Source organism: Pseudomonas sp. 1L-E-NC-VB-C3 (genome assembly GCF_057291535.1).
Genome location: NZ_JBXAWD010000026.1, coordinates 1 through 13984, shown reverse-complemented (window position 1 = coordinate 13984; position 13984 = coordinate 1). Strand labels below are relative to the sequence as shown.

At 60.6% G+C, this 13984-nt stretch carries 11 protein-coding genes; 2 read left to right on the top strand and 9 right to left on the bottom strand.

What is annotated here, in order from left to right:
* Positions 1–49: 49 nt before the first annotated feature.
* The 9 genes from AC0Z5Z_RS26295 to AC0Z5Z_RS26255 form a co-directional block, all read right to left on the bottom strand.
* Positions 50–1408, bottom strand: a complete 1359-nt coding sequence (locus tag AC0Z5Z_RS26295) for an 8-oxoguanine deaminase (protein WP_073471861.1) — start codon at positions 1406–1408, stop codon at positions 50–52.
* Positions 1409–1665: 257 nt separating this feature from the next.
* Positions 1666–2352, bottom strand: a complete 687-nt coding sequence (locus AC0Z5Z_RS26290; protein ID WP_485611844.1) for an SDR family oxidoreductase — start codon at positions 2350–2352, stop codon at positions 1666–1668.
* 276 nt (positions 2353–2628) lie between these two features.
* The gene (locus AC0Z5Z_RS26285; protein WP_150638115.1) at positions 2629–3555 is read right to left on the bottom strand and encodes an ABC transporter permease; all 927 of its coding nucleotides are present in this window, start codon (positions 3553–3555) and stop codon (positions 2629–2631) included.
* Positions 3555–4661 (bottom strand): ABC transporter permease, encoded by a 1107-nt coding sequence (locus AC0Z5Z_RS26280; RefSeq protein ID WP_056787784.1) that lies wholly within the window; start codon positions 4659–4661, stop codon positions 3555–3557. The genes AC0Z5Z_RS26285 and AC0Z5Z_RS26280 overlap by 1 nt, the downstream gene beginning before the upstream one ends.
* A gap of 12 nt (positions 4662–4673) precedes the next feature.
* Positions 4674–6221 (bottom strand): ABC transporter ATP-binding protein, encoded by a 1548-nt coding sequence (locus tag AC0Z5Z_RS26275; protein ID WP_485611843.1) that lies wholly within the window; start codon positions 6219–6221, stop codon positions 4674–4676.
* A 612-nt stretch (positions 6222–6833) separates the two neighbouring features.
* Entirely contained in the window at positions 6834–7415 is a 582-nt protein-coding gene (locus AC0Z5Z_RS26270; protein WP_125917571.1) for an IMPACT family protein, read from the bottom strand.
* A 7-nt stretch (positions 7416–7422) separates the two neighbouring features.
* Positions 7423–8073, bottom strand: a complete 651-nt coding sequence (locus AC0Z5Z_RS26265) for a TetR/AcrR family transcriptional regulator (RefSeq protein WP_016771809.1) — start codon at positions 8071–8073, stop codon at positions 7423–7425.
* 88 nt (positions 8074–8161) lie between these two features.
* Positions 8162–9550, bottom strand: coding sequence for a uracil-xanthine permease family protein (locus AC0Z5Z_RS26260; RefSeq protein ID WP_305382163.1), 1389 nt, complete (start codon positions 9548–9550; stop codon positions 8162–8164).
* Positions 9551–9669: 119 nt separating this feature from the next.
* Positions 9670–10590 (bottom strand): LysR family transcriptional regulator, encoded by a 921-nt coding sequence (locus AC0Z5Z_RS26255; protein ID WP_056787796.1) that lies wholly within the window; start codon positions 10588–10590, stop codon positions 9670–9672.
* A 137-nt stretch (positions 10591–10727) separates the two neighbouring features.
* On the opposite strand from AC0Z5Z_RS26255, the gene aptA reads away from it, so the two are divergent.
* Positions 10728–12077, top strand: coding sequence for an omega-aminotransferase AptA (gene aptA / locus AC0Z5Z_RS26250; protein WP_016771806.1), 1350 nt, complete (start codon positions 10728–10730; stop codon positions 12075–12077).
* 74 nt (positions 12078–12151) lie between these two features.
* Complete coding sequence (locus AC0Z5Z_RS26245) at positions 12152–13645, top strand: CoA-acylating methylmalonate-semialdehyde dehydrogenase (RefSeq protein WP_485611842.1); 1494 nt, start codon at positions 12152–12154, stop codon at positions 13643–13645.
* The last annotated feature ends 339 nt before the right edge of the window (positions 13646–13984 follow it).

Genomic DNA, 13984 nt, shown 5'->3' with positions numbered 1-13984 from the left:
CACACCCCCATCGCGGGCAAGCCCGCTCCCACAGGGATTAATGATCGGATCAGGTACCGGCGATCAACTGCCGGGCCGCCTGGCTGTGATCGGCAATCAGACCTTTCAGGTCCAGCCCTTCAACCTGCCCATCGACCACACGCCACTTGCCCCCGATCATCACCCGATCCGCTCGGTCAGCGCCGCACAGCAGCAACGCCGAAATCGGATCATGGCTACCGGAGAAGCGCAGTTCATCGAGCTTGAACAACGCGAGATCCGCCTGTTTGCCCACGGCGATTTCGCCGATGTCAGTGCGGCCGAGCAGGCTCGCCGAACCTTTGGTCGCCCAGCCCAGTACGCGCTCCGGGGTGATCTTTTCGGCGCCGTAACGCAGGCGCTGGATGTACAGGGCCTGACGCGCTTCGAGGATCATGTTCGAGGCATCGTTGGACGCCGAACCGTCGACGCCAAGACCGAACAGCGCGCCGGCGTCGGTCAGCTCGATGCTCGGGCAGATGCCGGACGCCAGGCGCATGTTCGAGCTTGGGCAGTGACAAATGCCGGTGCCGGCCTGGCCGAGGCGGGCGATTTCGTCGGGGTTGAAATGGATGCCGTGGGCCAGCCAGGTACGCGGGCCGAGCCAACCGACGCTGTCCAGATAATCGACGGTGCGCAGGCCGAAGCGTTGCAGACAGAAGTCTTCTTCATCGAGAGTTTCAGCGAGGTGGGTGTGCAGACGCACATCGAGCTTGTTCGCCAGATCAGCGCTGGCCGACATGATTTCCGGGGTCACCGAGAATGGCGAGCATGGCGCCAGAGCGATCTGGATCTGCGCACCGTCGCCACGCTCGTGATACTCGTGAATCAGCCGCTGGCTGTCGTCGAGAATCACCTGACCTTCCTGCACCGTTTGTTGTGGAGGCAGACCGCCGTCCTTCTCGCCAAGGCTCATCGAGCCGCGTGTGAGCATGGCGCGCATGCCCAGTTCGCGCACCGTTTCGACCTGCACGTCGATGGCGTTTTCCAGACCGTCCGGGAACAGATAGTGATGGTCGGCAGCCGTGGTGCAACCCGAGAGCAGCAATTCGGCCAGCGCCACTTTGGTGGCGAGGGCGAGTTTTTCCGGGGTCAGCCGCGCCCATACCGGGTACAGGGTTTTCAGCCACGGGAACAGCGGCTGATTGACCACCGGCGCCCAGGCGCGGGTCAGGGTTTGATAGAAGTGATGGTGAGTGTTGATCAGGCCCGGCAGGATCACATGCTCGCGGGCATCGAACACTTCATTGCACGGCGCCGACGGCTGCTGACCGGCAGCGAGGACTTCGACGATGACACCGTCTTGCACGACAAGACCGCCACGGGCATCAAGCTCGTTGGAGGTGAAAATGGCGAGGGGATTTTTTAACCAGGTACGGGTCGCAGGCATTGTGGCCGGCTCCTCTGAAAGTTGGGTTCAGGGTTGCCAGCTCAGTGTTGCCCTGTCTGCTGATCCAGGGTCGCCGCGAAGGACGAGGCGCGCAGTTTCAAACAAATCGCCCCATCGGGCAAGCGCCACCCGACCATTCACCATCATCCCCCTGTGGGAGCGAGCCTGCTCGCGAAGGCGTCATGTCAGTCGATACAGATTTACCTGACAGATCGTATTCGCGAGCAGGCTCGCTCCCACATCGGGATTATCAGTGCTTACCAGGCAATCGTTTCACCCTTGTAATTGACGAAGTGATGCCCGCCCTTGCCGGTAAACGCATTGACCTGATCGATCAGCCCGCGGGTGCTGGTCTCGACGTCGAGATCGGCGCCTTCGCCGCCCATGTCGGTCTTCACCCAGCCCGGGTGCAGCGAAAGTACGGTCAGTTTCTGCTCGCCCAGTTGCGTGACAAAACTGTTGGTCATCGAATTCAGCGCCGCTTTGCTCGCCTTGTACAGCGCCAGTTCCGGCGCGTCGGGGATGGTCACGCTGCCGAGCACCGAACTCATGAACGCGAGCACGCCGCTGCCGTCGCGAATCTGCCCGACGAAACGCTGGGCCAGATTGATCGGCGCCACCGCGTTGGTGAAAAACAGCTGCCCGACCTCGGCCAGGGTCGCACCGCCCGGCGTCTGCACGTCCGGGCCTTTGACCCCGGCGTTGACGAACAACAGATCGAAGGTTTCGCCCTTGAGCTTCTGGCTCAGAGCGATCACCGCTTGCTGATCGTCCATGTCGAGCTTCTCGATGCGCACGTCACCCAGCGCTTGCAGCGCCTCGGCCTTCTGCGGATTGCGCACCGTCGCGGTGACTTGCCAGCCATCGCCCAGCAGGGTCTTCACCAGACCGAGGCCCAAGCCCCGGGAGGCGCCGATGATCAGTGCGTTTTTTACCTGAGACATGATGGGTTTCCTTGAAAGTCAGCATTCAGGATTCAATGGACACGCCTGACCGCGCCACAGTTGCAGCGCTTGGCGAAAACAGGCTTTGATCCCGGAGCATACTCCAGGCGTCTTGAGTTTCTCGAGGGTGTTTGATCAGAAATAGTTGTGGGTCGTGCTCCAGATGTTGCCGGTGCGGAGGCCTTCGCGAGCAGGCTCGCTCCCACATATGCCCGTGTTCACTCAGATCCCCTGTGGGAGCGAGCCTGCTCGCGAAGAGGCCCGCTCTGACATCAACTAATGTCCCGATTGCCACGGCTGCCCCAACGAAACCGGCGCATACAACCGAGTGCGTACGGCATCGCGGGACAGCAACACCAGCACCAAGATCGTCGCCAAATACGGCAGCATCGCCAGCAGGCTCGAAGGTATCGCCAGTCCCAATCCCTGTGCCACCAGGTGCAGGATGCTGGCGAGGCCAAACAGATACGCCCCGAGCAACAACCGCCACACCCGCCAACTGGCAAACACCACCAGCGCCAGGGCAATCCAGCCGCGCCCGGCGGTCATGTTTTCCGCCCACATCGGCGTGTAGGCCAGCGACAGATAGGCCCCGGCCAGCCCGGCCATTGCTCCGCCGAACAACACCGCCAAGGTGCGTACGGTCAGCACCGGCAAGCCCATTGCGCTGGCCGCATCCGGGTTTTCACCGACCGCTTGAATGATCAGGCCGACACGACTTTTGATGATCACCCACGCCACCAGGGCAAACAGCGCGAACGACAGATACACCAGCAGATCCTGAGCAAACAGCATCCGCCCGATCAGCGGGATCTCACTCAGATACGGAATCGCCAGAGGCTCGAAACCCGCCAGCGGCTTACCCACCCATGCCGCGCCGACAAACGTCGAAAGCCCGACACCAAAGATCGTCAGCGCCAACCCGGTGGCCACCTGATTGGCGTTGAACACCAGCGCGACCAAGGCAAACAGTGACGACAACAACATCCCGGCCAACATCGCCAACAGCACACCCAGCCACAGGTTGCCGCTGTTCAGCGCGACGATAAAACCGATCACCGCACCGAACAGCATCATGCCTTCCTGGCCGAGGTTGAGGACGCCGCTTTTCTCGCAGATCAACTCACCCAATGCCACCAGCAACAGCGGCGTGCCGCAGCGGACCATGGCATAGAAAATATTGCTCAACAGATCGATATCCATCACAGCGCTCCGGCGGTTACGGCAGGGGTCGAGGCGCGCCGGCTCCAGCGCAGTTTCAGGCGTGGCCGATAGAGAATCAGCACGTCACAGGCGAGCAGGAAAAACAGCATCATGCCCTGGAACAATTGGGTGATCGCTTGCGGCAGATTGAGCGACATCTGCGCGCTCTCGCCGCCGATGTACAGCAGCGCCATGAGCAGACTGGAGAACAGAATGCCGAGCGGATTCAACCGTCCCAGAAACGCCACGGTGATCGCCGCGTAGCCATAGCCCGGCGACACCTGCGGCACCAGTTGGCCGATTGGCCCGGTCACTTCGCAGACCCCGGCGAGCCCGGCCAGAGCACCGCTGATCAACAGCGCCAGCCAGATCAGGCGCTTCTCGCGAAAGCCGACAAAACCTGCCGCACGTTTGTCCAGCCCGAGCACTTTGATCTGGAAGCCGATGAAGCTTTTCTGCAACAGCACCCACACCGCAACCAGCGCGAGCAGGGCGAAATACACGCCGGCATGCACGCGGCCGTCCTCCAGCAGCAGCGGCAAACGACTGGCGTCGCCGAACATCGCCGACTCGGGAAAATTGAAGCCCGCCGGATCCTTCAACGGCCCGTGCACGCAGAACAGCAGCAGGTTCAGCGCGATGTAGTTGAGCATGATGCTGGTGAGGATTTCGTTGGCATTGAAGCGCGTGCGCAGCCATGCGGTGAGCCCGGCCCATGCGGCGCCCGCCAGCGTGCCGGTCAGCAGAATCAGCACCAGCGCCCAGCGACTTTGCATGTCGATAACGTTCACTGCCAGAGCACTACCGGCCAACGCGCCGAGTAGAAGTTGGCCTTCGGCGCCGATGTTCCAGATTCGCGCCTGATAGGCCACCGCCAGGCCGAGTGCGCAGAGCAGAATCGGCAGCGCCTTGACCAGCAATTCGGACACTCCATACAAATCGCTGACGGGCGCGATCAGCAGTGTGTGCAAGGTTTGCAATGGGTCGTGGCCCAGTGCGATGAACAACAGCGAGCCGCAGCCGAGGGTCAGCGCCGCCGCCAATAACGGCGAGCACCACAGCATCAGGCGCGATTGCTGGCCACGGGGTTCGAGGGAAAGCAGCATGTTGAAACTCCGTTAAACCGAAGCGGCGCGAGGTGAGTGATCGAACTGGCCGGCCATCCACGCGCCGACATCGCTCAGTTGTGTAAGGCCGGTGTCTTGCAGTGCCGACAGACGCCCGCCGCATAGCGCGCCGAGGCGATCGCTGATCTGGAACAGCTCATCGAGGTCTTCGGAAATCACCAGAATCGCCGCGCCGGCATCGCGCAGGGCAATCAAGGCGCGATGGATGGTGGCGGCGGCACCGACGTCGACGCCCCAGGTCGGGTGCGCGGCGATCAGCAGTTTCGGTTGCTGAAGAATTTCCCGGCCGAGGATGAATTTCTGCAGGTTGCCGCCGGACAGGCTGCGCGCAGCGGTTTGCGTGTCCGGGGTCTTCACGCCGAAACGCTGGATGATCTGCTGCGCGAGGGTTTCGACTTTGCCGCGTTGGATCAACCCGTGGCTCACCAGTCCTTGCTGGAAAGCACTGAGCAGGGCGTTATCGGCCAGACTCAACTCCGGCACCGCGCCGTGGCCAAGGCGTTCGGCCGGCACGAAGGCCAGACCGAGTTTGCGCCGCGCATCCGGGCGCAGGTCAGCGACGTTTCGCTCGGCGAAGCGCAGGGTCGCCGCTTGCGCCCGGGGCAAGGTTTGTTCGCCACTGAGCAGGGCGAGCAGCTCATCCTGACCATTGCCCGCGACCCCGGCGATGCCGACGATTTCACCGCTGCGCACTTGCAGGTCGATGTCTGTCAGCGAGCAGCCGAACGGATCCGGGTTGTGCCAGCTCAAACCCTGCACCTGCAGAAACGCCGCGCCACCGCTGACTTTCGGATACTCGCCAATCAATGCCGCCGCTTCGCCGACCATCAGTTGTGCCAGTTGCTGATCCGTACATTGCGCCGGCAGGCAATGCCCGGCTACCCGACCGCCGCGCAGCACCGTGGCGCTGTGGCACAAGGCCCGCACTTCACCGAGCTTGTGGCTGATAAACAGAATGCTGCAGCCCTCGTCGGCAAGGCGCCGCAGGGTGATGAACAATTCGTCCGCCTCTTGCGGCGTCAGCACCGAGGTCGGCTCGTCGAGAATCAACAGGCGGATGTCCTGCATCAGGCAACGGATGATTTCCACCCGCTGCCGCTCGCCGATCGACAGGCTGTGGACAAGTCGCTCAGGCTCCAGCGCCATGCCGTAACGCCGCGATACTTCGCGAATTTTCGGTTCCAGTTGCTTCGGCGTGCCGGCCGCCGCGCCCATCGCCAAGGCAATGTTCTGCGCCACGCTGAGGGTTTCGAACAGGGAGAAATGCTGGAACACCATGCCAATGCCCAACTGCCGCGCCTGTGCCGGGTTGCGCATCTGCACGCGCTGCCCCTGCCAGAGCATTTCACCGCTGTCGCACTGGGTGACCCCGTAAATGATCTTCATCAACGTACTTTTGCCCGCGCCGTTTTCACCGAGCAGGGCATGGATTTCACCCGGCGCGATGCTCAGGTCGATGGCGTCGTTGGCCAGACAACCGGGGTAGCGTTTGCTGATCTGGCGCAGTTGCAGGCGCGGCGGGGAAGGGGCGATGGACATGACAGGCTCGACTGACTTGGAGTTGTGCCTGTGGATAAAGCAATTTCCTGGCCATTGAGTCAGGAACGCTTGCGGAGCCAGTCCGCAAGTGCCGACAGCAGCGCATCGGCGGGCGTTTTGTCTTTCTATCGAGCACCAATTCAGCGCAAAGCCATTGAACAGGCTCCAGTTTTGCTCGCGCTACGTTGGTTAAAAAACGAGCAATCACTTGGGGCCTAGGCAGATCCAGCGACAGCGACGGTCATGAACGGCTTATCCACAGGTTGTTCCACAGTAATTGTGCGCAAGCGCCGAGGTCGGGCATAAGCACTGCGATGCTTTCTTCTAATGGTGATAAACGATGTTAACTATCTGTTTTTACGCTGATTTTTCGTTTCGTCGGATCAATTGAACGAAAAGTGAACAAATCGCGCAAAGCCGCATGACAGAAGGGTTACAGCGGTATGTACTCAGGTTATCCACAGCCGGGTGCACAGCCGATGTGGGCAAGTCGGCAGAAAATGGAATGCATGTAATGCCCCAAAAAGATCGCAGCGTTCCGCAGCTCCTACAGGTGGAATGCGATCACCCTGTAGGGGCTGCCGAAGGCTGCGATCTTTTGATCTTCCACTCTCAACGCTGCAACAAAATCCGCCCACGGCTCAGATCCGCCAACTGACTTTGCAGCACTTCGATCTGCGCTTCTCCTACCGCCAATTTCAACTCAACCCCATTGGCCGTGAAGTTTTCCTCCACCACCAATCCACCGAGATCCGCCACGCGCAACTTCACCAGCGCCAACTCGGCAAATCCGCAGGCGCAACTGAGCGGCACGCGGCTGATCAGCTCGATTTTTTCCGCCGCTTGCAGGCACTTGTTGGCGCCACCGCCGTAGGCCCGGGCCAGGCCGCCAGTGCCCAGTTGAATGCCGCCGTACCAGCGAATCACCAGCACCGCGACCTGATCGCAGTCCTGCGCTTCGATCGCCGCGAGAATAGGGCGCCCTGCGGTGCCGCCCGGCTCGCCGTCGTCAGTGCTGCGGTATTGCGCGCCGAGTTTCCACGCCCAACAGTTGTGCGTGGCATTCAAATCGCTGTGCTGCTCGAAAAACGCCTGCGCATCGGCGGGGCTGCTGATCGGCGTCGCCAGAGTGATGAAGCGGCTTTTGCGAATCTCTTCGCGGTACTCGCAAAAACCGCTGAGGGTGAAAGGCATAAACGTCTTATAGAGAAGGAGTGAGGCCGCAGCCTTTGAGAATGATGCGGATCAGGTTGTTGCCGGCGTCTTCCATGTCCTGCTTGGTCAACTTGCTGCGCCCGGTGACGCGGCAGATCTGCGTGGCGAAGTCGGCGTAATGTTGGGTGCTGCCCCACAGCAGGAAGATCAGGTGCACCGGATCGACCGGATCCATCTTGCCCGCATCGATCCACGCCTGAAACACCGCCGCGCGCCCGGTGAACCAGGTGCGGTAATCCTGATTGAAATATTCGCTCAGGCATTCGCCGCCGCTGATCACTTCCATGGCGAAGATGCGCGAAGCCTGTGGCTGGCGCCGGGAGAATTCCATCTTCGCGCGGATGTAGCGGGTCAGCGCTTCGGCCGGGTCATCCTCGGCAGTGAGGGTGTTGAAGGTGCTGTCCCACAACTCGATGATGTTGCTCAGCACTGCCACATACAAACCGAGCTTGTTGGTGAAGTAGTAATGCAGGTTGGCCTTGGGCAGCCCGGCATTCTGCGCGATGGTGTTCATGCTGGTGCCTTTGAACCCGTGACGGGCGAACTCGTCTTCGGCGGCTTTGAGAATGGTCTCTTCGTTCTTCTGACGAATGCGGCTGGCGGGTTTGCCGCCGTGGGCTGGGACTTCAAAGGTCATAGGCACTTCCGGGATTGTCTGTGGGTGCAACCAGTTGCGTTGATAGCGCACCCACAGGCATCCGACAAGTCCTTGCGCGGAAAAACAGTTACGCCTGTTCGATCTTGTTCAATGACGCGGGGCTTTTTGTCTCGGCGGTTTTGCCTTCCGGCAACAACAGACAAAGGAAGATTGCCGTCAACCCGCCGCTGGTGATCGCCGAGTCGAACAGGTTCTGCACCAGTTTCGGCAACAGGTGCAGCAGGTTCGGTTGCGCGGCGATGCCAAGGCCGACGCCGAACGAAGTGGCGATGATCAACATGCTGCGCCGGTCCAGCGGTGACTGCGCGAGAATGCGTACGCCCGCCGCCGCCACTGCGCCGAACATCACCAGCGTCGCACCGCCCAGCACCGGTTTCGGGATCTGTTGCAGCACCGCGCCGATCATCGGGAACAGGCCGAGGCAAAACAGGATCGCGCCGATGTACAGGCCGACGTAGCGGCTGGCAACGCCGGTCAATTGGATTACGCCATTGTTTTGCGCGAACGTCGTGTTGGGGAAGGCGCTGAAGGTCGCCGCAATCATGCAGCTCACGCCGTCACCGAGCACGCCACCGCGCAAGCGGCTTATATAAGAAGGGCCGCTGATCGGTTGGCGGGCGAGCATGCAGTTGGCGGTGAGGTCGCCGACGGTTTCGATGGTGCTGATCAGGTAAATCAGAGCGACCGGCAGGAAAGCGGTCCAGTCGAAGTTGAATCCGAACTTGAACGGCGTAGGAAAACTCACCAGTGGCAAGTCAGGCAACGGCTGCGGGACCAGTTTCCCGCTGAACCACGCCGCGAGGCTGCCGAGCACCAGTCCGATGATGATCGCCGACAGTCGTACCCACGGCGTGTTCGAGCGGTTGAGCAGAATGATCGTCAGCAGCACAAACACGCCCAAGGCCAGATTGCCTGGCGCGCCGAAGTCCGGCGCGTTGAAGCCGCCACCCAGATCGGTGATGCCGACCTTGATCAGGCTGATGCCGATCAGCGTGATGACAATGCCGGTCACCAGCGGTGTGACCACTCGGCGCAACTGACCGATGAAACGGCTGAGCACGATCTGCACGATTGCGCCGAAAAAGCACACGCCGAAAATCATCGCCAGGATATCTTCCGGGCTGCCGCCGCGCTGCTTGACCAGAAACCCGGCCGACAGCACCGCACCGAGAAACGCGAAACTGGTGCCTTGCAGACAGATCATCCCCGCGCCGATGCCGAACGGTCGCCGCGCCTGGATAAAAGTGCCGACGCCCGAGACCATCAACGCCATACTGATCAGGTACGGTAGATGCGCGGTTAGCCCGAGCGCGGAACCGATCACCAGTGGCGGGGTGATGATGCCGACGAAACTGGCGAGCACGTGTTGCAGCGCGGCGAGAATGGCGGCGAGTGGTTTGGGGCGGTCGTTGAGGCCGTAGATCAGTTCACTGGACGAATCGGAATCTGGCTGCATGGTTTTGGCTTCTTGTTGAAGGACGAGTCAGCCCTTCACTGCAAAAACCTGTCCACTTGCTCAGGTTATTCCTGGATTCTGTCGATGAGGCCCTACCGGGCTGGGCTCTGCGCGCTTATCTATCGCGTCGCCGCCAGACTCTCGAGGAAACTTTCCAGCACCAAATGAGGGCGCCGCCCCTTGCGCGTGACCGATGCCAGACTCAAATCGTAAAAACGCGTGCCGGCCTTGAGCGCACGCAAACGCCCCTGCTGCACCCAAAGGCTGGCGTAGTGATCCGGCAGGTAACCGATGTAGCGCCCGGTCAGAATCAGAAACGCCATGCCCTCACGGTCAGAGGCACTGGCGGTGCAGTTGAGCGCCTGATAATGCGCCTGAATCTCCGCCGGCAAACGAAAGGTCGGCGCAATCGCGTCCTGACTGTCGAGGCGTTGATCATCGAGTTGTTTGTCGTCGACATAAAACAGCGGATGACCCACCGCGCAATACAGCAGCGAACGCTCGCTGTATAACGGCTGATATTCCAGTCCTGACAAGGCGCTGGCCTGCGGCACCACGCCAACGTGCAGGCGCCCGTCGAGCACACCTTGTTCAACTTCGTTTGGTGCAATCATGCGAATCTGGATCTGCACATCCGGCCCGCGTTCCTTCAACTGCGCGAGGGCGTGGGTGATGCGCATGTGCGGAAGGGTAACGAGGTTATCGGTCAGGCCGATGATCAGCTCGCCGCGCAGGTGTTGGTGCAGACCGTTGACCTCGGTGCGAAAACTCTCCAGTGCACTCAACAGCTGTAGTGCCGACTGATACACCTCACGACCTTCCTCGGTCAGGGAAAATCCGGCCCGGCCACGCTGACACAAGCGCAAGCCGAGGCGCTGTTCCAGATCGCTCATCTGCTGGCTGATCGCCGAACGGCCGATGCCGAGCACGGTTTCCGCTGCGGAGAAGCCGCCACATTCCACGACACTGCGAAAAATCCGCAGCAAACGGATATCAAAGTCACTGACCTGGGCCAATGGATCGGCGCGGCGGCTGCTCATTTTTTGTTCTCTTTGTTTAGCAATGATCTAACTGAAGGTTAGAAGAGTTGGATTTCACCGACTTTATCGCCGTGGCAATTTAGCTGCAACAACGCTTTCCATCTCCCTGACGCTTATGCCCTGCGAGGTTTTGCCCGATGAACATGCCTGAAAACGCGCCGTCGCCACTGGCCAGCCAACTGAAGCTGGACGCGCACTGGATGCCGTACACCGCCAACCGCAACTTTCAACGCGACCCGCGTCTGATCGTCGGCGCTGAAGGCAGCTGGCTGTTCGACGACAAGGGCCGCAAGATCTACGACTCGCTGTCCGGTCTGTGGACCTGCGGCGCCGGGCACACCCGCAAGGAAATTCAGGAAGCCGTTGCGAAACAGCTGGGCACTCTCGATTACTCACCGGGTTTCCAGTACGGCCATCCGTTGTCGTTCCAGTTGGCAGAGAAAATCACCGAACTGACCCCGGGCAACCTGAACCACGTGTTCTTCACCGACTCTGGTTCCGAGTGCGCTGACACCGCGGTAAAAATGGTCCGTGCCTATTGGCGCCTGAAAGGCCAGGCGACCAAGACCAAAATGATCGGCCGCGCCCGTGGCTACCACGGTGTGAACATCGCCGGCACGAGCCTCGGCGGCGTCAACGGCAACCGCAAACTGTTTGGTCAGGCGATGATGGACGTCGATCACTTGCCACACACGCTGCTGGCGAGCAATGCGTTTTCCCGTGGCATGCCGGAGCAGGGCGGTATCGCTTTGGCCGATGAACTGCTGAAGTTGATCGAACTGCACGACGCTTCCAACATCGCTGCGGTGTTCGTTGAGCCGATGGCCGGCTCTGCCGGGGTATTGGTTCCGCCGCAGGGTTACCTCAAGCGTCTGCGCGAGATCTGCGATCAGCACAACATCCTGCTGGTGTTCGATGAAGTGATCACCGGTTTCGGCCGCACCGGTTCGATGTTCGGCGCCGAGAGCTTCGGCGTGACCCCGGACCTGATGTGCATCGCCAAGCAAGTCACCAACGGCGCGATTCCAATGGGCGCGGTGATTGCCAGCTCCGAGATCTACCAGACCTTCATGAACCAGCCGACGCCGGAATACGCCGTGGAATTCCCCCATGGCTACACCTATTCGGCGCACCCGGTGGCCTGTGCCGCCGGCCTCGCAGCACTCGATTTGCTGCAAAAGGAAAACCTGGTGCAGAGCGTCGCCGAAGTCGCGCCGCATTTCGAAAACGCGCTGCATGGTCTGAAGGGCTCGAAGAACGTCATCGACATCCGCAACTATGGCCTGGCTGGCGCGATCCAGATTGCCGGGCGTGACGGCGACGCGATCGTGCGTCCTTTCGAAGCGGGCATGGCCTTGTGGAAAGCCGGGTTCTACGTACGCTTCGGCGGCGACACCCTGCAGTTCGGCCCAACCTTCAACAGCAAGCCGCAAGACCTCGATCGTCTGTTCGACGCGGTCGGCGAAGTGCTGAACAAGCTCGACTGATTTTTCCCTCTATATATGTACAAAAGTGCCGGCGTCTCTCACGGCGCCTGCGGACCAGAATTCAGGAGTGTTCGATGAGCGTTATCCCGCATTTGATCAATGGCGAACTGGTGACCGAGAACGGTCGCGCGGTGGATGTGTTCAACCCGTCTACCGGCCAGGCGATCCATAAACTGCCATTGGCCAGCCAGGCCACCATTCAGAAAGCCATCGATGCCGCCAAGGCTGCGTTTCCTGCGTGGCGTAATACGCCACCGGCCAAACGCGCCCAGGTGATGTTCCGCTTCAAGCAACTGCTGGAGCAGAACGAAGCGCGCATCTCGCAACTGATCAGCGAAGAGCACGGCAAGACCCTGGAAGATGCCGCCGGTGAATTGAAGCGCGGTATCGAGAACGTCGAGTTCGCCTGCGCCGCCCCGGAAATCCTCAAGGGCGAATACAGCCGCAACGTCGGCCCGAACATCGATGCCTGGTCGGACTTCCAGCCGTTGGGGATTGTTGCCGGTATCACCCCGTTCAACTTCCCGGCCATGGTCCCGCTGTGGATGTACCCGCTGGCGATCGTCTGCGGCAACTGCTTCATCCTCAAGCCATCCGAGCGCGATCCAAGCTCGACGCTGCTGATCGCTCAGTTGCTGCTGGAAGCAGGATTGCCGAAAGGCGTGATGAGTGTGGTCCATGGTGACAAGACAGCGGTGGACGCGTTGATCGAAGCGCCGGAAGTCAAAGCGCTGAGCTTCGTCGGTTCGACACCGATTGCCGAATACATCTACGCCGAAGGCACCAAGCGCGGCAAACGCGTTCAGGCACTGGGCGGCGCGAAGAACCACGCGGTACTGATGCCGGATGCCGATCTCGACAATGCGGTGAGTGCACTGATGGGCGCGGCTTACGGTTCCTGCGGCGAACGCTGCATGGCCATCTCGGTGGCCGTGTGTGTTGGCGATCAGGTCGCGGACGCGCTGGTGGCGAAACTGGTCCCTCAGATCAAAGCGCTGAAAATCGGCGCGGGTACCTCGTGCGGTCTGGACATGGGGCCGTTGGTTACCGGTCAGGCGCGTGACAAGGTCCGTGGTTATGTGGATGACGGTGTGGCGGCGGGCGCGACCCTGGTGGTCGATGGTCGCGGTCTGAGCGTCGCCGGTCATGAAGACGGCTTCTTCCTCGGTGGCTGCCTGTTCGACAACGTCACCCCTGAGATGCGCATCTATAAAGAAGAGATCTTCGGCCCGGTGCTGTGCGTGGTGCGGGTGAACAGCCTGGAAGAGGCGATGCAACTGATCAATGATCACGAATACGGCAATGGCACCTGCATCTTCACCCGTGACGGCGAAGCGGCGCGGCTGTTCTGCGACGAGATCGAAGTCGGCATGGTCGGCGTCAACGTGCCGTTGCCGGTGCCGGTGGCTTATCACAGCTTCGGCGGCTGGAAGCGTTCGCTGTTTGGCGACCTGCACGCCTATGGTCCGGATGGCGTGCGCTTCTACACTCGTCGCAAGGCGATCACCCAGCGCTGGCCGCAGCGTGCAAGCCATGAAGCTTCGCAGTTCGCATTCCCTAGCTTATAAGTAGCTGGATGTGCAGAAGGCCGACCTTTCAGGTCGGCCTTCTCGTTTTCGGGGCTTTTTGACCGATATGACAGAAATATGAAAATAGGTGTTGACGGCAGATTCCAGAGGTCTATAATTCGCCCCACTTCCGGCGCAGTCGAAACGGAAAACTCCTTGATATTCAAAGAGTTATGCGGTTTTCGGCAGCGGCTTGCTTCAGATTATCGAAGCCTGGAAGGAGTTGAAAGAGCAGTGATGTGTGGCTCTTTTAACGGTTCGATCTTCTCGGTCGAAAGCGGAGAAAAAGAGGTGTTGACAGCAGCGATTAACGCTGTAGAATTCGCCTCCCGCTAACGA